The sequence below is a fragment of the Aeromonas sp. 82P genome, assembly GCF_051919365.1.
Lineage (GTDB): Bacteria > Pseudomonadota > Gammaproteobacteria > Enterobacterales > Aeromonadaceae > Aeromonas > Aeromonas veronii.
Map to the genome: position 1 here is coordinate 110,812 of NZ_JBQBEV010000001.1, position 24,287 is coordinate 135,098.

General features: G+C 61.9%; 21 protein-coding genes. 9 read left to right on the plus strand and 12 right to left on the minus strand.

What is annotated here, in order from left to right:
• Positions 1–78: 78 nt before the first annotated feature.
• Positions 79–657: a Fe-S biogenesis protein NfuA gene (gene nfuA, locus ACTG2S_RS00535; RefSeq protein WP_005340636.1), complete on the plus strand. Its 579-nt coding sequence runs from the start codon at positions 79–81 to the stop codon at positions 655–657.
• 69 nt (positions 658–726) lie between these two features.
• Here nfuA and gpsA read toward each other — a convergent pair whose 3' ends face one another.
• Genes gpsA through ACTG2S_RS00550 form a run of 3 tightly spaced genes read right to left on the minus strand, consistent with a single transcriptional unit; the run spans position 727 to position 2,686 of the window.
• Positions 727–1,731, minus strand: a complete 1,005-nt coding sequence (gpsA, locus tag ACTG2S_RS00540; protein WP_005356865.1) for an NAD(P)H-dependent glycerol-3-phosphate dehydrogenase — start codon at positions 1,729–1,731, stop codon at positions 727–729.
• Positions 1,732–1,733: 2 nt separating this feature from the next.
• Positions 1,734–2,204, minus strand: a complete 471-nt coding sequence (secB, locus tag ACTG2S_RS00545) for a protein-export chaperone SecB (RefSeq protein WP_005340639.1) — start codon at positions 2,202–2,204, stop codon at positions 1,734–1,736.
• Between the two features lie 50 nt (positions 2,205–2,254).
• Positions 2,255–2,686 (minus strand): rhodanese-like domain-containing protein, encoded by a 432-nt coding sequence (locus ACTG2S_RS00550; RefSeq protein ID WP_279498841.1) that lies wholly within the window; start codon positions 2,684–2,686, stop codon positions 2,255–2,257.
• 246 nt (positions 2,687–2,932) lie between these two features.
• On the opposite strand from ACTG2S_RS00550, the gene gpmM reads away from it, so the two are divergent.
• On the plus strand, positions 2,933–4,462 hold the full coding sequence (gene gpmM / locus ACTG2S_RS00555) for a 2,3-bisphosphoglycerate-independent phosphoglycerate mutase (RefSeq protein ID WP_005356867.1): 1,530 nt from the start codon (positions 2,933–2,935) through the stop codon (positions 4,460–4,462).
• Positions 4,463–4,471: 9 nt separating this feature from the next.
• Positions 4,472–5,824: a murein hydrolase activator EnvC gene (envC, locus tag ACTG2S_RS00560; protein WP_274160924.1), complete on the plus strand. Its 1,353-nt coding sequence runs from the start codon at positions 4,472–4,474 to the stop codon at positions 5,822–5,824.
• A gap of 133 nt (positions 5,825–5,957) precedes the next feature.
• Here the strand turns inward: envC and ACTG2S_RS00565 are convergent, their stop codons facing one another.
• Complete coding sequence (locus ACTG2S_RS00565) at positions 5,958–6,608, minus strand: Qnr family pentapeptide repeat protein (RefSeq protein ID WP_274160923.1); 651 nt, start codon at positions 6,606–6,608, stop codon at positions 5,958–5,960.
• 90 nt (positions 6,609–6,698) lie between these two features.
• Between ACTG2S_RS00565 and ACTG2S_RS00570 the strand changes: the two genes are divergently transcribed.
• Positions 6,699–7,706, plus strand: coding sequence for a substrate-binding domain-containing protein (locus tag ACTG2S_RS00570; protein WP_106844209.1), 1,008 nt, complete (start codon positions 6,699–6,701; stop codon positions 7,704–7,706).
• Between the two features lie 84 nt (positions 7,707–7,790).
• Here ACTG2S_RS00570 and ACTG2S_RS00575 read toward each other — a convergent pair whose 3' ends face one another.
• The 3 genes from ACTG2S_RS00575 to ACTG2S_RS00585 are packed head-to-tail and all read right to left on the minus strand — an operon-like array spanning position 7,791 to position 10,744.
• The gene (locus ACTG2S_RS00575) at positions 7,791–8,432 is read right to left on the minus strand and encodes a bifunctional 4-hydroxy-2-oxoglutarate aldolase/2-dehydro-3-deoxy-phosphogluconate aldolase (RefSeq protein WP_005342660.1); all 642 of its coding nucleotides are present in this window, start codon (positions 8,430–8,432) and stop codon (positions 7,791–7,793) included.
• Positions 8,433–8,441: 9 nt separating this feature from the next.
• Positions 8,442–10,238 carry a phosphogluconate dehydratase gene (edd, locus tag ACTG2S_RS00580; RefSeq protein ID WP_274160922.1) on the minus strand — a complete coding sequence of 599 codons (1,797 nt, stop codon included), beginning with the start codon at positions 10,236–10,238 and terminating at the stop codon, positions 8,442–8,444.
• Entirely contained in the window at positions 10,235–10,744 is a 510-nt protein-coding gene (locus ACTG2S_RS00585; RefSeq protein ID WP_005340649.1) for a gluconokinase, read from the minus strand. The genes edd and ACTG2S_RS00585 overlap by 4 nt, the downstream gene beginning before the upstream one ends.
• Positions 10,745–10,989: 245 nt before the next feature.
• Between ACTG2S_RS00585 and gntU the strand changes: the two genes are divergently transcribed.
• The 4 genes from gntU (at position 10,990) to ACTG2S_RS00605 (ending at position 18,230) form a co-directional block, all read left to right on the plus strand.
• Positions 10,990–12,330 carry a gluconate transporter gene (gene gntU / locus ACTG2S_RS00590; protein WP_005355418.1) on the plus strand — a complete coding sequence of 447 codons (1,341 nt, stop codon included), beginning with the start codon at positions 10,990–10,992 and terminating at the stop codon, positions 12,328–12,330.
• Between the two features lie 150 nt (positions 12,331–12,480).
• The gene (pssA, locus tag ACTG2S_RS00595; RefSeq protein WP_005342654.1) at positions 12,481–13,830 is read left to right on the plus strand and encodes a CDP-diacylglycerol--serine O-phosphatidyltransferase; all 1,350 of its coding nucleotides are present in this window, start codon (positions 12,481–12,483) and stop codon (positions 13,828–13,830) included.
• A 190-nt stretch (positions 13,831–14,020) separates the two neighbouring features.
• Positions 14,021–16,090 (plus strand): ATP-dependent DNA helicase RecG, encoded by a 2,070-nt coding sequence (gene recG / locus ACTG2S_RS00600; RefSeq protein ID WP_164461656.1) that lies wholly within the window; start codon positions 14,021–14,023, stop codon positions 16,088–16,090.
• Positions 16,091–16,148: 58 nt separating this feature from the next.
• On the plus strand, positions 16,149–18,230 hold the full coding sequence (locus ACTG2S_RS00605; RefSeq protein ID WP_439981842.1) for a membrane assembly protein AsmA: 2,082 nt from the start codon (positions 16,149–16,151) through the stop codon (positions 18,228–18,230).
• Positions 18,231–18,284: 54 nt separating this feature from the next.
• Here ACTG2S_RS00605 and ACTG2S_RS00610 read toward each other — a convergent pair whose 3' ends face one another.
• Positions 18,285–19,193, minus strand: a complete 909-nt coding sequence (locus tag ACTG2S_RS00610) for a bifunctional GNAT family N-acetyltransferase/hotdog fold thioesterase (protein WP_120416368.1) — start codon at positions 19,191–19,193, stop codon at positions 18,285–18,287.
• A 51-nt stretch (positions 19,194–19,244) separates the two neighbouring features.
• Between ACTG2S_RS00610 and ACTG2S_RS00615 the strand changes: the two genes are divergently transcribed.
• The gene (locus ACTG2S_RS00615; protein WP_416015034.1) at positions 19,245–19,925 is read left to right on the plus strand and encodes a spermidine synthase; all 681 of its coding nucleotides are present in this window, start codon (positions 19,245–19,247) and stop codon (positions 19,923–19,925) included.
• Here the strand turns inward: ACTG2S_RS00615 and dtd are convergent.
• From dtd to ACTG2S_RS00635, 4 genes are all read right to left on the minus strand, one after another.
• Positions 19,914–20,351 (minus strand): D-aminoacyl-tRNA deacylase, encoded by a 438-nt coding sequence (dtd, locus tag ACTG2S_RS00620; protein WP_033138812.1) that lies wholly within the window; start codon positions 20,349–20,351, stop codon positions 19,914–19,916. The two genes, ACTG2S_RS00615 and dtd, sit on opposite strands and share 12 nt — an antisense overlap.
• Positions 20,352–20,443: 92 nt before the next feature.
• Complete coding sequence (locus ACTG2S_RS00625) at positions 20,444–21,316, minus strand: virulence factor BrkB family protein (RefSeq protein ID WP_416015015.1); 873 nt, start codon at positions 21,314–21,316, stop codon at positions 20,444–20,446.
• 176 nt (positions 21,317–21,492) lie between these two features.
• Positions 21,493–22,734, minus strand: a complete 1,242-nt coding sequence (locus ACTG2S_RS00630; protein WP_151287327.1) for a malic enzyme-like NAD(P)-binding protein — start codon at positions 22,732–22,734, stop codon at positions 21,493–21,495.
• Between the two features lie 254 nt (positions 22,735–22,988).
• Entirely contained in the window at positions 22,989–24,215 is a 1,227-nt protein-coding gene (locus tag ACTG2S_RS00635; protein WP_439971424.1) for an aromatic amino acid transporter, read from the minus strand.
• Positions 24,216–24,287 lie beyond the last annotated feature (72 nt).

Below are 24,287 nucleotides of genomic sequence, written 5' to 3' on the forward strand. Positions count from 1 at the left end.
ATCGGCATGCTACCCAAGCATTAATAACCGCGTTATCATGAATACCCTAGTCGTACACTCAGGTTTATGAGGATAGTGATGATCAGCATTTCCGACGCCGCCCAGGCCCATTTCCGTAAACTGCTGGAAAAACAGCCTGATGGCACCAATATCCGGGTGTTTGTGGTCAATCCGGGAACCCAGAATGCCGAGTGTGGCGTATCGTATTGCCCGCCCGATGCCGTGGACCCGGAAGATCAACACCTGCCCTTCAGCGGCTTCGACTGCATGGTCGATCCCCTGAGCGCCCCCTTCCTGGTGGATGCCACCATCGACTTCGTGACCGATCAGATGGGCTCCCAGCTCACCCTGAAAGCACCGAACGCCAAGATGCGTAAAGTGGCCGATGACGCGCCGCTGATCGAGCGCATCGAGTACGTGTTGATGTCCGAAGTGAACCCCATGCTGGCCGGTCACGGTGGCAAGGTCACCCTGGTCGAGCTGACTGAAGACAAACTGGCCATCCTGCAGTTTGGCGGTGGTTGCAACGGTTGTTCCATGGTCGATTACACCCTGAAAGAGGGGATCGAGAAGCAGCTGCTGGAGAAGTTCCCGGGTGAGCTCAACGGTGTGAAAGATGCCACCGAGCACCAGCGCGGCGACCACTCTTACTACTGATTTGCAGCCCTTACAGCAAAGAAAAGGCCCCGCCATCTGGCGGGGCCTTTTGCATGGGCAATCGGCAGATTACTCGTCCTTCTTGTCTCGCGACAGCAGGGCGATGGCCGCTTCTTTCGGGTTCTTACCCTCGTAGAGCACCTTGAAGATCTGCTCGCAGATGGGCATCTCGACGCCGCAGCGGGCCGCCAGCAGATGCACCTCTTTGGTGTTGCGATACCCCTCCACCACCTGACCGATCTCGGTCATGGCGGTGTTCACATCCTTGCCAGCCCCGAGGGCCAGCCCGAAGCGACGGTTGCGCGACTGGTTGTCGGTACAGGTGAGCACCAGATCCCCGAGCCCCGCCATCCCCATAAAGGTTTTGGCATCGGCACCCAGCGCCGCACCCAGACGCTGCATCTCCACCAGACCCCGGGTGATGAGCGCGGTTCTGGCATTGGCGCCAAACCCGAGCCCGTCGGAGAGACCGGCACCGATGGCGATGACGTTCTTCACCGCCCCACCCAGCTGCAGACCGACGAAGTCCGGATTGGTATAGACCCGGAAGGAGCGGCCACAGTGCAGCAAGTGGGAGAGATCGTCGGCGAACTCGTCGTGGGTCGAAGCGACCGAGATGGCGGTCGGCAGACCAGCAGCCAGCTCCTTGGCGAAGGTGGGGCCGGAGATGACCGCCAGCGGTATCTCGTCACCCAGCACTTCGCGGGCCACATCCTGCAGCAGACGGCCACTGTCCGGCTCCAGACCCTTGGTGGCCCAGGCGATACGGGTATCGGGGCGCAGGAAGGGTTTGATCCGGGTCAGCACATCGCCAAATACATGGCTTGGCACGACCAGCAGCAGCACGGGGGCAGCTTGTACCGCACGTTGCAGATCCGCAGTCAGCTGCAGATCGGCAGGAAAAGGGACATCAGGCAAAAATGCCTTGTTGCAGCGGTCTTGTTCCAGCTCGGCGACATGAGCAGGGTCGTGACCCCACAGCAGGGTCGGATGACCGTTGCGCGCCAGAGAAATGGCAAGGGCGGAGCCATAAGACCCCGCCCCCAAGACCGAGATAGCGATCTGGTCAGCCATTATCAGGCTTCCGCAGTCGCCTGCTGGGCCTGTGCTTGCGCCATGTGCTGGGCAAACAGGGCATCGAAGTTGACCGGTGCCAGGTTCAGCTGCGGGAAGGAACCCTTGCTCACCATGTTGGCCACGGCTTCGCGGGCATACGGGAACAGGATGTTCGGGCAGAAGGCAGCCAGGCAGTGAGCCAGTTGCGGCTCCGGCAGGTTACCGATGGTGAAGATACCAGCTTGCTGTACTTCGCACAGGAAGGCGGTTTCGGTTTCCAGTTTGCAAGTTACGGTCAGGGTCAGGACAACCTCGTAGACGTTCTCAGCCAGGATGTTGGTCTTGGTATCCATATCCAGCTTGACGTCCGGCTGCCACTCTTTCTGGAAGATGTGCGGGGTGTTCGGCGCTTCGAAAGAGACATCCTTGGTGTAAACACGCTGGATGTGGAATTCCGGTTGTACTTCCTGGTTGTTGATCTCGTCAGCCATTTCGTTTGATTCCTTGTTATATGGATAAGTGGGCTCAGGCCCTGCTTAAATCAGCGTTTCTTGGTTACCGGCAGATTTTCTGCACGCCATTGGGCCATGCCACCGCCGAGCACATAAACCTGCTTGAAGCCAGCTTTGCTCAGCTGACGGCCCGCGCCGCCCGCAGTCATTCCCGACTCGCACACCACTATGATGGGGGCATCTTTATGCTTTTCAACCGGGCCCAGATTATTGCTCTCGATCTGGGTCAGCGGCAGGTGCTGGGCACCGGCCAGATGGCCCTTGGCGTACTCTTCCTGACTGCGAATATCCACCACGGTGGCATTCTCGCGGTTGATCAGCAGGGTCGCGGTGTGGTTGTTGACGGTTTTTACCGGTGACAAACGGGCACGCACAGTGGTGTAAACCAGGGTGCCAGCCAGACCCAACCAGGCTGCGGTCAGCAGCGGGTTACGGGCCGCAAAATCCAAATACTCTTGCATCTTCTACTATCCAGGGACCAAGACAAGGGCCCGAGTATACATGGGGGTATTGATAAGATCAGCCATCTTGGCGGCAAAGCGCGAGCAGGCTCCCATCATCATTGGGCAGCGAGCATGGCAGGAAAGGCGTGGCTTGCGGGGCCGCGGGAGCGCCCCTTGGCTATCAGGTGACTATTTCGGCAGATGTAGTAATATTACGCTAGTTTCATTTCCCGCATTTTTTCCAATCCGAGAGGACATAGTCTTATGTCAACAGCTAAGAAACCTTTGGTTCTGGTCATCATGGACGGTTGGGGCTACAGCACCAAGCAAGAGCACAACGCCGTCGCTGCCGCCAAGACTCCCAACCTCGATCGTCTGGCCCGTGACTACACCAGCACCCTGATCTCCGGCTCCGGTCTGGACGTCGGTCTGCCGGATGGCCAGATGGGCAACTCCGAAGTGGGCCACGTCAACATAGGTGCCGGTCGCATCGTCTATCAGGAGCTGACCCGCATCTCCAAAGACATCCAGGATGGCGAATTCTTCCAGAACGTCGAGCTGGCCAAGGCTGTTGACGCTGCCGTGACCAACGGCAAAGCAGTTCACATCATGGGCCTGATGTCCCCGGGTGGCGTACACAGCCACGAAGAGCACATCATGGGCATGATCGAAATGGCAGCCAAGCGTGGCGCCGAGAAGATCTACCTGCACGCCTTCCTGGATGGCCGCGACGTTCCGCCGCGCTCCGCCCAGTCCTCCATCGAGCTGTTCGACGCCCTGTTCGCCAAGCTGGGCAAGGGTCGTTTCGCCTCCATGATCGGCCGTTACTTCGCCATGGACCGTGACAACCGCTGGGATCGCGTGCAGCAAGCCTATGACCTGATGACCCAGGGCAAGGGCGAGTTCACCGCCGAGAGCGCCACCGAAGCACTGGCTGCCGCTTATGCCCGCGATGAGAACGACGAGTTCGTCAAAGCTACCCGCATCGGCGAAGCTGCCCCGATGGAAGATGGCGATGCGCTGATTTTCATGAACTTCCGTGCCGACCGTGCCCGTGAAATCACCCGCGCCTTCGTTGACACCGACTTCACCGGCTTCGCCCGTGCAGTCGAGCCAAAGCTGAACTTCGTGATGCTGACCGAATACGCGGCCGACATCAAAACTGCCTGTGCCTACCCGCCGACCGCTCTGGTCAACACTCTGGGTGAGTGGCTGGCCAAGCAGGGCAAGACCCAGCTGCGCATCTCCGAAACCGAGAAGTATGCTCACGTCACCTTCTTCTTCAACGGTGGCGAAGAGTCCTGCTTCACCGGCGAAGATCGCGAGATCGTGGCCAGCCCGAAAGTGGCGACCTATGACCTGCAGCCGGAAATGAGCTCCGAAGAGCTGACTGACAAGCTGGTTGCGGCCATCAAGAGCGGCAAGTACGACGTCATCATCTGTAACTACCCGAATGGCGACATGGTTGGTCACACCGGTGTGTTCGATGCCGCCGTCAAAGCGTGTGAAGCCGTTGACCACTGCATCGGTCGCGTGACCGACGCCCTGGCCGAAGTGGGTGGCGAGTGCCTGATCACTGCCGACCACGGTAACGCCGAGAAGATGCTGGACGAAGAGACTGGTCAGGCCCACACCGCCCACACCAATCTGCCGGTTCCGCTCATCTATTTCGGTCGCAAAGCCGAGGTAGTTGAAGGTGGCAAACTGTCCGATCTGGCCCCCACCATGCTGACCCTGATGGGTCTGCCGGTGCCGCCGGAAATGACTGGCAAGCCCCTGATGATTCTGAAATAATCCTTCCCCATGCGGGGATGCGAAGTTATTTCACAGAAAACCAGTCGCGTCGGCCTGTTGGCCGGCGCGCTGTTTTTTTGCCTGTCATTTGGCGCCAGCACATCGGCTTTGGCCGCCAATCAGCAGCTGGGGACCATGCAGTCCCAGATCAAAGAGCAACAGAAGACCATCAAGCTCAGCAAGCAGGAGCTTGCCAAGCTCAATACCCAGCTCAAGGCTGACGAGCAGGCCATCTCGGCCGCCGCCGCCAAACTCAACCAGACCAGGCAGCAGTTGAAGCAGAACCAGCAGACGCTGGCGACCCTGCAAAAAGACAAGCTGGCGCTGGAAGTTCAAGCCAAACATCAGAAGCAGTTGCTGGCCAAGCAGGCGGAAAGCGCCTTTCAGGCGGGCAACCACGACTACCTCAAACTGCTGCTCAATCAGCAGGATCCGGCCAAACTGAGCCGCTCCCTCGACTACTACGACTACCTCAACAAGGCCCGCATCGAGGCCATCAACGCCCTGCGCGCCACCCGTGACAAGCTGGCGAAAAACCAGCAGGCCACCAAAGAGACCGAGACCAGACTGCAGACCCTGCTTGCCGAACAGCAGGAGCATCACCAGACCCTGCTGGCCAGCCAGCAGAGCCGGACCAAGGTGCGCAACCAGTTGCAGCAATCGGTACAGGATGACGAGCAGAAGCTCACCAAGCTGGTCAAGGCGGAGAAAGCGCTGAAAGCCCGGCTGGAAGAGCTGCGTCGCAAGCGTGAAGAGCAGGAGCGCCGTGAACGGGCCGAGCGGGAGCGGTTGGCCAAGCTGAAAGCGGAGCAGGAGCGTCAGCGCAAGCTGGCCGAACAGCGCCGCGCCGAGCAACAACGACTCGCCGCCCAGCAGAATAAAACCGTCAAACCGGCAGAACCGGTCGAAGAGGTGGCCAGCAGCAAACCGGAGCGTGGCTCGGGCATCAGCAGTGCCGGTCATTACAGCGGTCTCAAGACCAATGGCAGCCTGCGCTGGCCGGTACAGGGGCCGATCCTCATCTCCTACGGTTCGCCGCGCACCGCCCAGCTCAAGTGGAAAGGCACCCTGATCGGCGCCAGCGAAGGGACCCAGGTCAAGGCGGTCGCACCGGGGCAAGTGGTCTATGCCGACTGGCTCGACGGCTTCGGCATGCTGCTGGTGATCGACCACGGCAAGGGCTATATGAGCCTCTACGGTCACAATCAGTCGCTGCTGCGTCAGGTTGGCCAGAATGTGGAACAGGGTGAACCGGTAGCACTGGTCGGTGACAGTGGCGGTCAGGACAGACCTGGCCTCTACTTCGAAATCCGCTATCAGGGCGAGGCGATCAACCCGACCAAATGGCTGGCCAAGGGTTGAGTTAACCCAGCCGACAAGCGCGTCACACACTCACTAGCAAAAGCCTGCATCACGCAGGCTTTTGTCATTTCAGAAGCATCGCCCCTCAATGTCGCGCCCATTTGATGAAAAATTACCTAATTTTTCGCTCGGCTCAGGGGAAGACAACCAGACCGATCTGCTCCAGCAAGGTCTGCTGCTGATCCTCGTTAATCTGCACCCCCTGCAGGTCGACCCGACGCAGATCCAGCCCCGGCAGATCGCACTGGCGCAGATCGCAGCCCTGCAGCTTGAAGCTAGTCCAGTCGATCTGACCAAACTCGGAGCCGCTGAGATCGGATCCCGCCAGCGAGGCACCGAACAGGTTGGCCCCCTGCCAACGGTTTCCGGTCAGCTCGCACTTCTCCAGCAGACAGCCCTCGAAGCTGGCGTAGCTGAAGTTGTTGCCGGTCAGATGGGCCTCGCAGAAGTAGCTTTTGGCGGTGATCTGGTTGGCGAAGCTGGCGTGGCCGAAGTTGATGCCGACCGCCTGACAGTCACGCATCTCCAACCCCAGACACTGGCTGCGGCTGCAATCGGCCATGGTGAGATCGCAGCGTAGAAAGCTGGCCTCGCGCAGATCACAACCCTGCAACAGGCAGCCCCGTTCACTCTCCCGATCGTAGAAGCTGCAGTCGATGAAGCGACTATCGCTCAAATCCAGCCAGGAGAAGTCGCAGCCGATAAAGCGGCACTCCGAGAACTGCTCCCCCTCCACATCCTGTTGCTCGAACCGGACATCCACGAACTGCTTGCCTCTGATCATCGGAAAACTCCTGCAAAAACGGCTTCATATGCTGACTTTATCCGCCAAAAACGGTAATGTTACATGTAACATCCACGCTGGACACCCCTAATGAGCCCCACCCGCAAGCGCCGCCCCACCCTGCAAGATATCGCCGACCAGACCGGCGTGACCAAGATGACTGTCAGCCGCTATCTGCGCGACCCGCAGACCGTAGCGGAGGGGACCCGCGAGCGGATCGCGGCTGTGGTGGAAGAGCTGGGTTATATCCCCAACCGGGCGCCGGATATTCTCTCCAACGCGACCAGCAAGGCGATCGGCATCCTGATCCCCTCCCTCTCCAACCAGGTTTTCTCGGCGGTGATCCACGGCATCGAGTCGGTGACCCGACCGGCTGGCTACCAGACCCTGCTGGCCCACTACGGCTACAGCCCGGAGCGGGAGGAGGAGCAGGTCGCGTCCCTGCTCTCCTACCATGTGGATGGGCTGATCCTCTCCGACAGCCAGCACACCGAACGCACCCGCAAGATGATCGCCACCGCCGGCATTCCGGTGGTGGAGACCATGGATCTGCCGCAAACCCCCATCGACATGGTGGTCGGCATGGATCATAGAGCCGCGGCTCGGGCCATGGTAACAGAGATGCTGCACCGGGGCCGACGCAAGGTGGTCTATCTGGGAGCGCGGCTCGACGTGCGTACCCAGCTGCGGATGGAGGGTTACTATCAGGCGATGACCGACTTCGGCCTCACCGGCCAGCATCTGCTGACCGAACAATCCTCCAGCTTCACTCTGGGGGGCGAGCTGCTGGATCAGGCGCTGGTGCGCTATCCCGACCTCGACGGCCTGTTCTGCACCAACGATGACCTGGCGGTGGGCGCCCTGCTGCAGTGTCAGGCCAAGTGGATCCCGGTGCCCCAGCAGATCGCCATCGCCGGTTGCAACGCCCTCGACATCGGCCACGCCATGACCCCCAAGCTGGCCAGTATCGCCACCCCGCGGGAAGCGATCGGTCGGGAGGCGGCCACCATGCTGCTGGCGCGTCTCAGCGGCCAATCCCAACCCGACACCCGCAAGGATATCGGCTTCTCCCTCTATGTCGGGGAGAGTCTGGGGTAATCCCTTCCCTCACACACTGAAGCCACGCTGATAGCAAACAGGCCACCCGAGGGTGGCCTGTTTGGTTTTCTGCACAACTGATGCTTAGCGTTTTACCAGCTCAACCGCTTCGCGGGAGAGGCGGGTCACCTCTTCCCAGTTGCCGCTCTTGACCGCATCGGCCGGCAGCATCCAGGAGCCGCCGACAGTGGCAACGCATTTGAGCGCCAGATAGTCGGCCACGTTTTTCGGGCCGATACCGCCGGTCGGGCAGAACTTCACCTGGGGCAGCGGCGCGGCAATGGCGGAGAGCGCCTTGGTGCCGCCGTTCGCTTCGGCCGGGAAGAACTTCAGGTGGTCGTAGCCCGCTTCCAGCGCCTGCATCACTTCAGACGGAGTTGCCACACCCGGGATCAGCGGTGCAGTGCTCTTGGCCGCGTGAGCAAGCAGTGCCGGGGTCATCCCCGGGGAGATGACGAAGCGGGCACCGGCAGCAACGGCTGCGTCAAACTGCTCGCAGTTGAGCACGGTACCGGCACCGACCATGGCATCCGGCATCGCCTTGGCAATGAGGGCGATGGCATCGAGCGCCACCGGGGTGCGCAGGGTGATTTCGAAGACAGAGATGCCGCCGTCGAGCAGCGCCTTGGCCATCGGCAGGGCCTGATCCAGCTCGTTGATAACCATCACGGGTACCAGCGGGGAGGCGGCAAACACCTCGGCCGGGGTCACTTTCCAGTTCTGCATAGCTCTTCCTTAGTCAAAGATGGTAGCGCCACACTCGGCGCTCGATACCGCGCGACGCATCACGCTGAACAGTTCACGGCCCCACCCCTCTTGTTCCAGAGTGAGGTCAATCTCGGCCTGGGTACGGCCACTCAAATCGGTCAGACAGTCGAGGCTGCCGTTTACCGCGTCAACCCGCAGCAGGTCGCCGTCAGCAAGCAGGCCGATGGCCCCGCCGTGCAGCGCTTCCGGAGTGACGTGGATGGCGGCCGGGATCTTGCCGGAGGCACCGGAGAGACGGCCATCGGTGACCAGCGCCACCTTGTAACCCGCCTTCTGCAGGTTGCCGAGCACCGGCATCAGCTTGTGCAGCTCCGGCATGCCGTTGGCGGCCGGGCCATTGTGGCGCACCACGATCACGGCGTCCTGATTGAGATCGCCCGCCTTGTAGGCCGCTTCCACCGCATGCTGGGAGGAGAAGACCCGCGCTGGCGCTTCAATCACCCGATACTCGGGAGCCACGGCAGAGACCTTGACCACGGCGCGGCCCAGATTGCCCGCCAGCAGCTTGGTGCCGCCGGTGGCCTGGAATACGCTGCCGGAAGGCGACAGCACGCTCGCATCGCCGCTTTCGCCCACCGGCTGCCATACCAGCTGGCCATCGACCAGTGTCGGACGGCTGAGGTAATCCTGCATCTCGCCAAAGACCGGAGTGGCGTCCATGTGGATCAGCCCCTCTTGCGCCAGACGGCGCATCAGGCCGGGCACGCCGCCCGCCTGTTCGAAGGCGTTGACGTCAGCCGGGCCGTTCGGGTACATGCGAACCAGCAGCGGCACCACGTCGGAGAGATCGCTGATGTCATCCCAGGTCAGCACCAGACCGGCGGCGCGGGCCAGCGCCACCATGTGGATGCTGTGGTTGGTGCTGCCGCCGGAGGCGAGCAGGGCCACCAGACCGTTGACCAGCGAGCGCTCGTCCAGCACCTCGCTCAGCGGGCGATAGGCCGGGGAACCCGGGATCATGGCGCTGATGCGGCGGGCCGCTTCGGCGGTCAGGGCACGGCGCAGCTCGCTGTGTGGGTGGACAAAGGCAGAGCCCGGCAGCATCAGGCCCATGGCCTCGAACACCAGCTGGTTGGTGTTGGCGGTGCCGTAGAAGGTACAGGTGCCTGCCGCGTGGTAGGCGCCGCACTCCATCTCCAGCAGGGCATCACGGCCCACTTCACCGGCAGCGTACTTCTGACGCACCTTCACCTTCTCGTCATTGCTGATGCCGCTCGCCATCGGGCCAGCAGGAACAAATGCAGTCGGCAGGTGAGCGTGGGAGAGGGCCCCCATGATCTGACCCGGAGCGATCTTGTCGCAGATACCGAGCAGCAGGGTCGCATCAAAGGTGTTGTGAGAGAGCGACAGCGCGGTCGCCTGGGCGATCAGGTCGCGGGAGAAGAGGGACATGTCCATCCCCGGCTGACCCTGGGTCACGCCATCGCACATGGCGGGCACGCCGCCAGCGACCTGGGCACTGTGGCCCAGCTCGGCCAGTACCGCCTTGATCTGATCCGGATAGCCCTGATAGGGCTGATGGGCGCTCAGCATGTCGTTGTAGGCGGTGACGATGCCGACGTTGGCGCGGGTCATGTCGAGGATGCGACCCTTCTCGTCACTGCTGCAGGCGGCCACGGCGTGGGCCAGGTTGCCACAGGCCAGCGCGGCGCGGGTCTTGCCCTGCTCTGCCTGACGCTGGATACGGGCCAGAAATGCCTGACGACGGGCGACACTGCGCTCACGGATGCGGGCGGTGACGTCGGAAATTACCTGATGAATCATTGGGCTTGCTCCAATGCTGTGACGGCGCGGTCAACCACCTGTTCGAAGGTGCCGTCGATATCAATGTGGAATACACCGGCTTCGCCATCCGGGCGCTCCAGGGTATCGAACTGACTTTGTACCATGCTTTCACGCATGAAGTGGCCCTTGCGGGCACGCATCCGCTCGAGGATCAGCGGCTGGCTGCCATCGAGGAAGATGAAGCTGACCGACTCGTTGCCTTCGCGGATCTGGTCGCGGTACTTCTTTTTGAGGGCGGAACAGACAATGATGCCGGTCTCGTTCTTCTGCTCGAGACTGTAGGCGGCGTCGCGGATCCGCTCCAGCCAGGGGGCACGATCCTCATCGTTGAGGGGGTTGCCGCCAGCCATCTTCTGGATGTTGGCCTTGGGGTGCAGGTCATCACCATCGATGAACTTGGCGCCCAGCGCTTCGGCCACTTTCAGACCCACGCTGGATTTGCCGCTACCACACACACCCATCACGATAATGCACTTACCCGCCATAATTTGACCTCTGTCCCACTTTTCAAAAAACCAGCTGTTGATGGGTTCTAATCTAACACGTTACCGGTAACATGTTACCGGTAACGATTGAAAATGTGAAGTCTGCCACAGACTGAGCAAACCCATAGTCACCTGGGCATATGATGTTGAGCCCTTGCCATAAATCTAAATAAATCATAAAGATATGGTTTGCCGACGGATCGGCAAGGTGTCACGACTGAACTTGGAAAAAGGAACGCATAACAATGTCTGACCTCTCCCTGATCATGACAGCCGCCGGCTCGATTGTGCTGCTGCTCTTCCTGGTGATGAAGGCCCGGCTCCACGCCGTGGTAGCCCTGATCCTGGTCTCCATGGTGGCGGGTCTCGCCGCTGGCATGAACCCGGCCGACATCGCCAACACCATCCAGAAAGGGATGGGTGGCACCCTCGGTTTCGTCGCCGTGGTGGTGGCGCTGGGCGCCATGTTCGGCAAGGTGATGGAAGTGACCGGTGCCCTCGACCGAGTAGCCCACACTCTACTCGGCAAGTTCGGCGTCAAGCGCGCCAACTGGGCCATGGCCCTGACCGGCTTTGTCTGCGCCCTGCCGCTCTTCTTTGACGTGGCCGTGGTGCTGCTGATCGGCGTCGCCTTCGCCATCGTCCGTCGTGGCGGTGGCAGCGTGGTTAAGATTGGTATCGCCCTGCTGGCCGGTATCGCGACTTGCCAGGCCTTCCTTATTCCGGCGCCGGGCCCGATCCTGGTGGCATCCCAGCTGGGTGCCGACTTCGGCTACATGATCCTGTTCGGCCTGATCGCCGCCGTACCGGCGCTGATCCTGGCTGGCCCGCTGTTCGGTGACTTCATCAGCAAGATCGTCGATGTACCGCTGCCTGCCGATGCCCAGAACAGCGTCCACGATGACAGCAAATCCCTGCCCTCCTTCGGGCTGGCCATGGGCCTCATCGGTCTGCCGCTGCTGCTGATCGGCCTCAAGACCATCGTCGGTCGTTTCGTCGAGGCGGGCTCCACCCTGCACAACTGGCTGGAGTTCATCGGTCACCCCTTCACCGCCATCATGGTCGCCTGTCTGGCCGCCTTCTATCTGCTGGGTATTCGCCGCGGCATGTCCCGTGACGAGGTGATGAGCGTCTGCAACAGCGCCATCCAGCCGGCCGGTGTCATCATTCTGGTGACCGGTGCCGGTGGCGTGTTCAAGCAGGTGCTGGTTGATTCCGGCGTGGGTGCCGCCCTTGGCAACATGCTGGCCGACTCCGGTCTGCCCATCGTCGCGCTGGCCTTCATTCTGGCCGCTGCGGTACGGGTGATTCAGGGCTCTGCCACCGTCGCCATGCTGACCGCCTGCGGTCTGGTGCTGCCGATGCTGGAGCCGCTCGGCCTGAACGGTGCCCAGCTGGCGGCCGTCACCATCGCCATCGGCGGCGGTGCCATCGTGCTCTCCCACGTCAACGACTCCGGTTTCTGGCTGGCCAACCGCTACCTCGGCCTGACCGAGAAGCAGACTCTGCAGACCTGGACTGTGATGGAGACCATCATCGGCACCACCGGCGGCGTGATGGCGATGATCATCTACAGCTTCCTCTGACAAGGGCGAAATGCTGACAAAAAGGCCTCACTCGTGAGGCCTTTTTCATCTTTCTGATGATTCTTTCTTTGGCTGAGAGGGCGAGATTGCTAGAATCGCCTATTCATCGCTCCGAGTGGAACGCTTAACCCCGTGATTTCAGGTTTATCTATGCATTCATCGGCCCATTATCGACAACTGCTGGCGCGCCTGCCCCAGATCGCCGTCGCAGCGGATCAGTTTGAAGTGCTCTACAGCGCCCAGGATTTCAAACGCCGCATTCTTGCGCTTATCGCCAGTGCCACCCGGCGCATCTATCTGGTCGCGCTCTATCTGCAGGATGACGAAGCGGGCCGGGAGATCCTCTCCGCCCTCTACGCCGCCAAGCAGCGCAATCCGGCCCTCGACATCAAGCTGTTCGTCGACTTCCACCGTGCCCAGCGCGGCCTGATCGGCAAAGGCAAGCAGGGCGGCAACCACCTGATGTATCAGGCCATGGCTGCCGAACACGAGCACCAGATCGAAATCTACGGCGTGCCGGTCAAAGGGCGCGAGCTGCTCGGCGTGCTCCACCTCAAGGGCTTCATCTTCGATGATGTGGTGCTCTACTCCGGCGCCAGCCTCAACGACATCTACCTGCACCAGCAGGATCGCTACCGCTTCGACCGCTATCACCAGATCACCAGCCCGGAGCTGGCCCGCAGCATGGTCAACTACGTGGATGATCTGTTCGTGAAGAGCGACGCGGTGCAGCGACTGGATCACAGCGATATCCCCAGCGCCAAACAGCTGAAGGGGCCGATCCGCCGCTTCAAGCAGAACCTGCGCCAGAGCCAGTACCGCTTCAGCACCATGCCAGTCAATACTCAGGAGGTGGCCGTCACCCCCATGGTGGGTCTGGGCAAGCGCAACAATCAGCTCAACCTGATGATCCGCAATCTGGTGCGCGCCACCGAGCGGGAGATCTTCATCTGCACCCCTTACTTCAACCCCCCCAAGGAGTTGAGCAAGGATATCGAGGATCTGCTGCAGCGCGGTTGCAAGGTGACCATCGTAGTGGGCGACAAGACCGCCAACGACTTCTTCATTCCACCGGAAGAGAAGTTCTCCACCATCGGTGGCCTGCCCTATCTCTACGAGACCAACCTGCGCAAGTTTGCCGAACGCAACCAGCGCCACATTGACGACGGTCGCCTCAACCTGATGCTCTGGTGTTGCGAGCGCAACTCCTACCATCTCAAGGGGATCTTCGTGGATGACGAGTGGGCCCTGCTCACCGGCAACAACCTCAACCCCCGCGCCTGGGCGCTGGATCTGGAGAACGGCCTGCTGGTACACGATCGTCGCCACCTGCTGCGTCCCCAGTTCAACGCGGAGCGGGAGAACATCCTGACCAACACCAAGCGGATCAGTCACTTCGATCAGGTGGAGCAGATCCAGGACTACCCGGAACAGGTGCGCAAGCTGCTGGGACGGATCCACCGAGTCAAGGCCCATCTGCTGCTTAAACGCATCATCTGACCTTGGGCGCCATGCGCCCGCACCTTGCCTGTTGGCAGCCGCACAAAGGCCTCCCGTTTTCGGCAGGCCTTTGTTATATCCGCCGTTTCCCCCGCCTTGGCGGCCCAGCCAGCAGCAACTCGGCTTGCATCGGCCCCTCAACAACCCCTATCATCTGGACATATTTACAGTGTTTTCGGGCATCTAATTGATGAAATTGGATAAAATTCCTCTCGATAGCCTCAAGGGTGTCGGCAGCAAGATGCTGGAGAAGCTCGAGCGGCTGGGGCTGGCCACGGTACAGGATCTGCTGTTCCACCTTCCCCTGCGCTACGAGGACCGCACCCAGGTGTGGCCCATCGGCGATCTGCCGCCCGGCCTGCACGGTGCAGTCGAGGGCGAAATCCAGGACACTCAGCTGGTGATGGGGCGCCGTCGCATGCTGGTCTGCCGTATCAGCGATGGCACCGGCACCCTCACCCTGCGCTTCTTCAACTTCACCGCCGCCCAGAAGAACAGTCTAGCAACGGGCCGCCTGATCCGCTGCTTCGGCGAGGTGCGCCCCGGCAAATACGGGCTGGAGATGGCCCACCCCGAGTACAAGCTGCTCGGCGAGGAGCAAGCCGGCCAGACCGAAGAGGCGCTCACCCCCGTCTACCCGACTACCGAGGGACTGCGCCAGCTCACCCTGCGCAATCTCACCGATCAGGCGCTGGCCCAGCTCGACCTCTATGGCGTCGAGGAGCTGCTGCCCGCCGGCCTCTATCCCCACCAGATTGAACTGGCCGCAGCCCTGAAACTGCTGCACCGTCCGCCCCCCTCGGTGGCGCTGCCGCTGCTCGAAAGCGGTCAACATCCGGCCCAGCAGCGGCTGGTACTGGAGGAGCTGCTGGCTCACAACCTCTCGGTCTTGAAGGTGCGTGCTCAGGCACAAACCCAGCTGGCCCGCGCCCTCAAACCGGCTCCCGCGCTGGTCGAACAGCTGCTCGGCGCCCTGCCGTTCAAGCCCACCGGTGCCCAGAGCCGGGTGGTGGCCGAGATAAGCAAGGATCTGCAACAGAGCCACCCCATGATGCGGCTGGTGCAGGGTGACGTGGGCTCCGGCAAGACCCTGGTCGCAGCGCTGGCCGCCCTGCAAGCCATCGGCAACGGCTGTCAGGTGGGTTTGATGGCGCCGACCGAACTGCTGGCGGAACAGCACGCCATCAACTTCGCCAAGTGGCTGGAGCCGCTCGGCATCGGAGTCGGCTGGCTGGCGGGCAAGCAGAAAGGCAAGGCGCGGGAGGAGGCGCTGGCCGCCATCGCCGATGGCAGCGTCAAGATGGTGGTGGGCACCCACGCCATCTTTCAGGAGCAGGTGGTGTTCCAGCGTCTGGCGCTGGTCATCATCGATGAACAGCACAGATTCGGGGTGCATCAGCGGCTCGCCCTGCGCGAGAAAGGGGAGCGGGAGGGGGTGCATCCCCATCAGCTGATCATGACCGCTACCCCGATCCCCCGCACCCTGGCGATGACCGCCTATGCCGACCTCGACACCTCGGTCATCGACGAGCTGCCGCCGGGCCGAACCCCCATCACCACGGTAGCGCTGCCCGACAGTCGTCGCGGCGATGTGATCGAACGAGTCAAGCTCGCCTGCACCGAGGGCAAGCAGGCCTACTGGGTCTGCACCCTGATCGAGGAGTCGGAGGTGCTGGAGTGTCAGGCCGCCGAGGATACCGCCGCCGAGCTGCAGAACCTGCTGCCCGGCCTGCATATCGGGCTGGTACATGGCCGGATGCGCCCGGTCGAGAAACAGCGGGTGATGGAGGAGTTCAAGGCAGGCATACTGCAACTGCTGGTCGCCACCACCGTCATCGAGGTGGGGGTAGATGTGCCCAACGCCAGCCTGATGATCATCGAGAACCCGGAACGGCTCGGGCTGGCGCAGCTGCACCAGTTGCGCGGCCGGGTCGGACGCGGAGCGGTAGCCTCGCACTGCGTGCTGCTCTATCATGCCCCCTTGTCCAAAACGGCCCAGAGCCGGCTCGGGGTGCTGCGTGAGACCAACGATGGCTTCCTCATCGCCCAGCGCGATCTGGAACTGCGCGGCCCGGGGGAACTGCTCGGCACCCGCCAGACCGGTCTGGCCGATCTCAAGATCGCCGATCTGGTGCGGGATCAGCCGCTTATTCCGCAGGTACAGAAGATGGCACGCTTCCTTATGGATAGGCATCCGAGTCATGTCGAACCCTTGATACGGCGCTGGCTTGGCTTGCGGGATCACTATTCCAATGCCTGACCTGCGGAATCACGCTGCCAACGCCTGATCACTCAACCAATACAGGAGGAAAGCACTTATGAATTCCTGGCTACGCGGCCTGCTCTACACCTTTGCCTTCCTGCTGCTCTTTGTCTGGGTTGCCCTCGGCTTGTTCGACGCCGAGCGCGCCAAAGGCCCCATCGCCAGCTGGATCAGCCAGCAGACCGGCGTACCGGTCACCATAGGGCGACTGGTATTCAACCCGCTCCACCCCTACACCCTGCTGGCGGAGCAAGTGCGCTACGGCGATGCGGTCTCCCTCGACAAGATCTATCTGGAGATCGAGAGCATCGACTGGCTGAGCCGCGATGTGCGGATCGCCCATCTCGACCTCATTCGCCCCGCCATCAAGCTGCCGCTGCCCAACCAGCTGCCCGGCCTGCCGGTGCACTCCCTCTCCATTGGTGACAGCACCATAGACCGGCTGAGCCTTGAGAGCGACGGGCTGACCCTGCGCGGCCTCAACGCCACCCTGAGCGACTGGGATCTGATCGATCCGAAACGCCAGCCACAGGCCAACCTGACCCTCAACATCGGCCAACTGGAGACACCACAGTTCACCTTCGCCCGTCTCAGCCTGAAAGGGCGGCTGGAGGGAGAGGTGCTGCGCAGCGACAAGCTGGTGACCAACCTGTTTGACGGCCTGCTGGAGAGCGGCATGGTGCTCGACTGGCCGGCACGAACCCTCGAACTGCACGATCTCAAGGCGCGCGGCATGCGGGTCGAGCTGGGGGATCTGGCACAGCACCAATTCCCGCTGCGGCAGGTATCGCTGGATCGCGGCCAGTTCGACCAGGTGAGCATCAACTCCATCGAGCAGGAGCTCTCCTTCAACAACTTCAGTGGCCAGCTCACCGCCTTCAACTGGCAGGCTGGCAGCCAGCCAAGCGGCTATCTGGCGGGCACGCTGGGCGACATGGGGCGCGGCCTGTTCCAGCTGGAGGGGATCAAGGGCAAGCTCGCCTTCTCGCCCCAGCAGCTCGACGGCGAACTGCAGGGCAAAGCCTATGAAGGGGAGTTCAATGTCGAGCTCTCCCTCGATACCCAGCAGCAGAAACTGACCCTGAAAGACCTGGCGCTGAGCGGCATGGATATCAGCCTGCCGCAGGGTTGGTGGCAGGATTGGCAGGGCTGGCGCCCGCAGCAGGTGGATATCCGCAAGCTGGCGTTCGACAAGCTCAAGGTGCTCTCCTTCGACGATTCCATCCCTCTGTCGCTGACCGGCTGGCAGCTCTACCTGAGCGATCTCGCCCTGCGTGGCAATCAGCCCGGCCCGCTGCTTGGCCGTGCCCGTATCGAGAGCAAGTGGTTCGAGCTGGTGTGGGATGGCCTCAGCGCCCGCAACGGCGAGCTGGATGGCGAGCTGACCCCCAGCTCCTGGCAACTGGGCAAGCTCACCAGCTCGCTGCCGGATGAGGGCAGCCTCAGCATGAGCGGCCAATGGGCACGCGAGCCGGGCCAGAGCAGCACCCTGCAGTTGAAGGCGACCAAGCTGGATCTGCAACAGTGGGGCAAGATATTCCACGCCCCTCTCTCCTTCGCTGGCAAAACGCACGTGAGCGCCGACCTGCAAGCCGAACACGGCAAGACGGCGGGCGAGTGGCGCCAGACCCTGCAGGGCAGCTTTGCTCTCGATGCCGACGAGCCGTTCTGGGACAAGGTGAAGATAGACCCGCTGCTGGATGAGTGGTTCAAGGGGGCAACCCCGCCCACCCTGACGCCGGATCAGCTGTGGCAAGGGATGCAGGAGGGTGACACCCCCTTCTACCGCATCAAGCTGCAGGGCAAGATCGACAAGGGACAACTGCAGATTGAACAGGCTGGCGCCTCCACCATCACCCATCTGCTGGCGCTGCAAGGGGGGATCGATCTGGTCAACGAACAGTGGCAGCTCGATCTGGGGATCCTCAACGGCAACCGCTGCGCCGAGCTGCTCGGCCAGTGGCGCGGGCCGCTGACGGCCCCCACGCTGGTCTGGAGCTTCCCGCAGAAGCAAGATGCCTGCGGCTGGGAGGTGGGGGTACGCTATCCGCCACAAGGCAACAGCGCCCCGCTCTGGCGACCGGCTCCCGCGCCGAAAGCCCAAGCCGGGCAGACAACCGATAGCCCGCAAGGGTAAAAACAGACAAGGCCTCATGATGAGGCCTTGTTGTTTGATGGGGAAACGACGCTGTTACTGGCCCGGACGGCGGGGTGGCTGCACCACGTAGTGGCCGCAGAACTCCGCTGCCAGTTTGCTGCCGCTGAACAGCTGGATCTTGAGGCTGAAGGACACCGGCTCACCCCGCTTGAGCGGCTGCAGCACGGCGGGCATCCCTTCGCGGGCCACCCGTGCCTCCGGCTCCTCATCGACCGGGCCATGATACTTGATGGTGCTCTCGGCCAGCACCGGCTCGCCCACCAGCCCCTCCTCTTTAAGCTGCAGCCAGATCAGCCCCCAGCCCGCCAGCACGCACTGGCTGTAGACACTGCCGGCAAACATGCTGCCATGCACGTTGAGGTTGGCCACCAGATTGGCCTTGAGGTGGAAGGTCTGGCCGTCGTAGTAGCTGATGTGCATCCCCATCTTCTCGCTGATGGGCACCCCGCGCGACCAGCGGGTGGTGAGATCCTGACACCACTCAGGGCGGTACTGGATGGTCTGCAACGGGCTCAGGGATTTGATCATCTGGCGATGGGGAATGCGACCAAAGGAGACGGGGCCGCCCCCCACTTCAAGAAAGCCGCACTTGCGATAGAACTCCACCGCCTCCTGACGGGCGTTCATTACCAGCCGTTTCACCTTCTCGCTGCGGGCCAACTGCTCGAGATCTTCCACCATTTGGGCACCCAGCCCCTGGCCGCGATATTCGGGCCGCAGCGCCATAAAGCGGATCTGTGCCTCGTCGCCGCCGATAAAGAGGCGGCCCACCGCGATGGGGGTACCATCGGGTGCCAGCATCAGCCGGTGAATGGCGACCGTGTCGTATTCGTCCCGCTCGGAACCGACGGGCAGATTGAAGGGCTTACGCAGAAGTTCCCAGCGCAACTGGTAGTAGGCATCCAGCTCGGCGACTGTCTGAGGGGTGACTACCCGGTACATAGTTTCATCCTTGAGTTACACTGGTCGGAAACCATCTTGCCGTGCAAATTCATGGACTTCAATCTGCAAGCGTACCAAGCCGATCACTTGTTGCACCTCAGCGTCAAACCCCAGCGCCGCCTCACGGTACAAGAAAATGACCAGCACCGCTGGCTGGAGATAGATGGCGTGGTGCAATCCGCCATGTCGCTCGCCGACCCCGCTGCCCTCTGTCTGCCCCATCAGCGGGTCATCGCCTGCCTGCTGCCGGAACAGGCCGGGCAGATCCTCGAACTGGGGTTGGGTGGCGGCGATCTCACCCGCCATCTGAGTCAGCGCTGGCCCGATGCCCGCCACGAGTGCGTTGACCTCGACGAAGAGGTACTGACCGTTTATCAGCAGTTTTTCCAGCATCTGGAGAGCGATGAACGCGCCGCTCCGGCACTCCATCAGGCCGATGCCCTCGCCTTTCTGGAGCAGAGCGAGCAGCAGTACGACCTCATCCTGCTCGATCTCTTCAGTCAGGATGGCAACCCGTTGCTGCTGTTTCAGGAGCGGCTCTACCGGGCGCTGGCTCCCCGCCTCTGCGGCACCCTGGTGATCAACCTGCTGCCGCGCACCGCGCTGGAGCTAACCCACGCCCTGAAACTGATAGAACAGTGGATTGGCCCAGCCACCCCCTACCCAGTCGCTGGGCTCATCAACGTGATCGTCCACGTCATACCGCGGGATCAGGCATCCTCAGACCTGTAGCCAGAAGGTAACCGGGCCGTCGTTGACCAGCGCCACCTTCATGTCGGCGGCAAAACGCCCGGTTGCGGTCGGGATGCCGCTGGCAGCAGCCTTCGCCACGAAGTAGTCATAGAGGCGTTCGGCCTCGCTCGGGTGGGCGCCGCAGGAGAAGCTCGGGCGCATCCCACTCTTGGTGTCGGCCGCCAGGGTAAACTGGGAGACCACCAGCAGGCTGCCACCGATCTGGCTGACATTGAGGTTCATCTTGCCGTTCTCGTCACTGAAGACCCGATATCCGCTCACCTTGTGCAGCAGCTTGTCAGCCTTGGCCTCATCATCCCCCTGCTCCACCCCAAGCAGTACCAGCAGTCCCTGACCGATGGCGCCGGTCACCTCCCCCTCGACGGTCACGCTGGCCTCGCTGACCCGCTGAATCAGTGCAATCACATCCCTCTCCTCTCAAAACAGAACGACCGCCCCGGCTCGATTGCAGGGGCGGTCGTCGATGCTACCAATAAACCGGTGGGCAAGGCGATGGCTTAGCCCAGCTCTTCGCTCACCGGTTTTTCATATTCACCAAGGCAGGCCGTGGTTTCAGCCCCCAGTAGCACCACCAGCCAGCTGAGATAGACCCAGACAAACAGGATCGGGATGGTGGCCAGCGCGCCGTAGATGGCCTGATAGGAGGGGAAGTTGGTGATGTAGATGGCAAAGCCGCGCTTGGCCAGCTCGAACAGGGTGGCCGCCACCAGCGCGCCGATGAAGGCGTGGATCAGCCGCACCTTGCAATTGGGCACCACGGTATAGACCAGCAGGAAGGTGAGCACCGAGAAGAGGAACGGCAAGCCGCGCAGCAGCAGATAGCCGATGCCGAACAGGCTCTCGGCGCCAAACAACCGCAGCGAGAAGATGTAGGAGGAGATGGCGATGCTGGCCCCGATAAGCACGGGCCCCAGGGTGAGGATCATCCAGTACATGGCAAACGCCTGCGCCAGCGGGCGGCCCTGGGTCGAACGCCAAATGTAGTTGAGGTTCTTGTCGATGGCGGAGATCAGCATCAGCGCCACCACCACCAGCGCCCCGATCCCCACCGCCGTGGTGTTGGTGGCATTGGCGACGAAGCCGTCGATGTACTCCTTGAGCACCTCTCCCGCCGTCGGTACAAAGTTGTGGTAGACGAACTGCTCCATCGCCTGCTTGAGGCTCTGGAACACCGGGAAGGCGGACATCATGCCAAAGACCACGGCGATCATCGGCACCAGCGAAAGCAGGGTGACATAGGCCAGATAGCCGGCGGTAACCGTCAATCTGTCCTGCTGGAAGCGGCCCCAGACAAACTGGGCAAAGTGGCGACCATCATGGCGCAAGAAGGAGAGGGCGTGGGCCAAACGGCCGCTGACAGGCTGCTGCATCTTGATTCTCGTTAGCGTCATAGTGGCAATATTGTGTCAGAGGAGAGCGCTGTTTGACCACCTTTGCACCCGATTTGCCTCCATCTGCCCCAACCTGTCACCCGACTGGCGTCTCTGGCTGTCGCCAGAAGCAGAAATAAAAACGGCCCCATCGTGGGGCCGTTTGCAATGCCGGATTACAGCATGTAGTCCGCGGGCAGCTCGATGCGGGCGACGCCGGAGGCCACCGCTGCCAGCGCCACGGCGCGGGCAACCCGCGGCAGCAGACGGGCATCCATCGGCTTGGGAATGACGTAATCCTTGCCGAAGGCGAGCTCGCTGACCCCGGCGGCGGTCATCACCTCGGCCGGCACCGGCTCCTTGGCCAGCGCGCGGATCGCCTCGACCGCAGCAATCTTCATGGCATCGTTGATGCGGCTGGCACGGGCGTCGAGGGCACCGCGGAAGATGAAGGGGAAGCAGAGCACGTTGTTGATCTGGTTCGGGTAGTCGGAACGGCCGGTGCCCATGATGAGGTCGCTGCGCACTCCGTGGGCCAGCGCCGGCTTGATCTCCGGGTCCGGGTTGGAGCAGGCGAAGATCACCGGGTTGGGCGCCATCAGGGCGACCGCTTCGGCGGGCAACACATCTGGGCCGGAAACACCGACAAACACATCCGCCCCTTCGATGACATCCATCAGGGTGCGCAGCGGGGTCTCGTTGGCGAAGCGCTGCTTGTACTTGTTGAGATCGCTGCGGCCGGTGTGGATAACACCCTGACGATCCAGCATGAAGATGTTGTGCGCTCTGGCGCCACACTTGATCAGCAGATCCATGCAGGCGGTGGCGGCAGCCCCCGCCCCCATGCAGACGATGCAGCTGTCACTGATCTGCTTGCCCTGCACTTCCAGCGCGTTGAGCAGACCGGCGGCGGTGACGATGGCGGTACCATGCTGATCATCGTGGAACACCGGTATGTCGCAGCGCGCGATCAGCGCCTCTTCAATCTCGAAACACTCCGGCGCCTTGATATCTTCCAGATTGATGCCACCGAAGGTATCGGCGATAGCCGCTACCGTGTCGATGAACTGCTGGCTGGTCTCGTGCTTCACCTCGATGTCGATGGCGTCGATACCGGCAAAGCGCTTGAACAGCAGGGCCTTGCCCTCCATCACCGGCTTGGAGGCCAGCGGCCCCAGATTACCCAGCCCCAGAATGGCGGTGCCGTTGGAGATGACGGCCACCAGGTTGCCCTTGCCGGTATAGCGGTAGGCATCGGCCGGGTTGGCGGCGATCTCGCGCACCGGCTCGGCAACACCCGGGCTGTAGGCCAGCGCCAGATCACGGGCGGTTTCGGCAGGCTTGGTCAGGGCGATGGCAATTTTGCCCGGTACGGGCTGGGCGTGGTAATCGAGTGCTTCTTGACGCAGATCGGACATGGGGGACCCCGATGTGGTTGGTGCAAATGAGGTGCCGACAGGGGGCACGCAGAAGGGCGGGAATCATAAAAGAAAGCGGTGGGCATGCCCAGCAGATCATGCTGCCATAAACCAGATCAGACCAGTTATTTCAGCACCTTACCCCACCCTCACCTACCACTTTAGTTATAGATCCTGCTGCGTGGGGTAAAAATGGCGCAAAAAGGGCGGCAAGTTGGCCTTGCCGCCCTTTCTGTCAGAACTGTAGACCTGACTCAGTTGCCCAGATAGACCGGCAACAGATTTGCCATCGACAGGAAGTGGAACAGCGCGGTCGCCAATCCGAACAGGATCAGCAGCCAGGCCATCAGCTTGCCGCCAGGGGTGACGAAGTGGGGGGTCACTTCGCCCCGCTCGGCCCGCGCCCGGGTGCGCAGCACCAGCAATGCCGGGATGATGCAGGTCCAGATGGTGGCGGCGGCACCGGCATAGCCGATGGCCAGCAGGAAGCCGAACGGGAAGAGCAGGGAAAGTACCAGCGGCGGCAGGAAGGTGACCGCCCAGGTCTTGCTGCGACCGGCGCGGCTGTTGTCGAACTTGAATAGATCAGCCAGATAGTCGAACACCCCGAGCCCCACCCCGATAAAGGAGGAGAGAATGGCCGCCATGGAGAAGCCGTTGATGGCGCTGGCCACCTTCTCCGATTCGATCACCCCTGAAAGCGCGGAGAGCAGCACACTCACGTCCCCCCCCTTGGCAATCACGGGAGCAAAATCCTGACGGGGAAGGTTGCCGAAGATCCCCAGCAGCCAGAGCACGTAGAGCGCCAGCGCGATCAGGGTTCCCCCCAGAATGGCCCATCTGGCCTGCTGCTCGTTCTGGTAGTAGGCACGCAGGGAGGCCACCGAGTGGTGATAGCCGAACGAGGTGAGCGCCACCGGCAGCATCGCCATGGCATAAGGGGCGTAGCGACTCTCGCTGCCCGCCAGATCGAGCAGGGTCGGCAGCTTGATACTGCCGAGCAGACCGGCCACACCGAGGGCGAAACTAAGGATCATGAAGGCGATCAGCACCACAGAGATGCGGTCAACGGCGCGGGTCGAGTGCCACACCACCGCAGAGAAGAGCGCCACAAACAGCACGGATGCGAGCTTGCTGTCGATCCCCAGTATCCCCTGCAGGATGGCACCGGAGGAGGTGATATAGGCGTAGAGCAGAATGCCGCCAACAAAGTAGACCGAGAGGTTGTTGAGGAGATTGAGCTTCTCCCCCAGCAGCTCGCGAGTCACGGTATTGAAGGAGACCCGCATATCGTGGTGCTGGAAGGATTCCAGCAGCATCGAGCCGGAGAGGGTCATCATCACCATGGTGACGGTCAGCGCCAGCACCGACCATAGGGTCCACGCCCCCGCCCCCGAACTCGGCAGACCGAGCATGCCGGCTCCCACGCAGACGCTGGCAATGATGCAGGCGCCCCCCAAAATTGACGGTTTTTTCTTCATAATCCCTTCTTTTTCTGACTGATTATCTATCCGCGGTAAACAAGACCGCGGCATGATGCCAGCCTTTGCCAT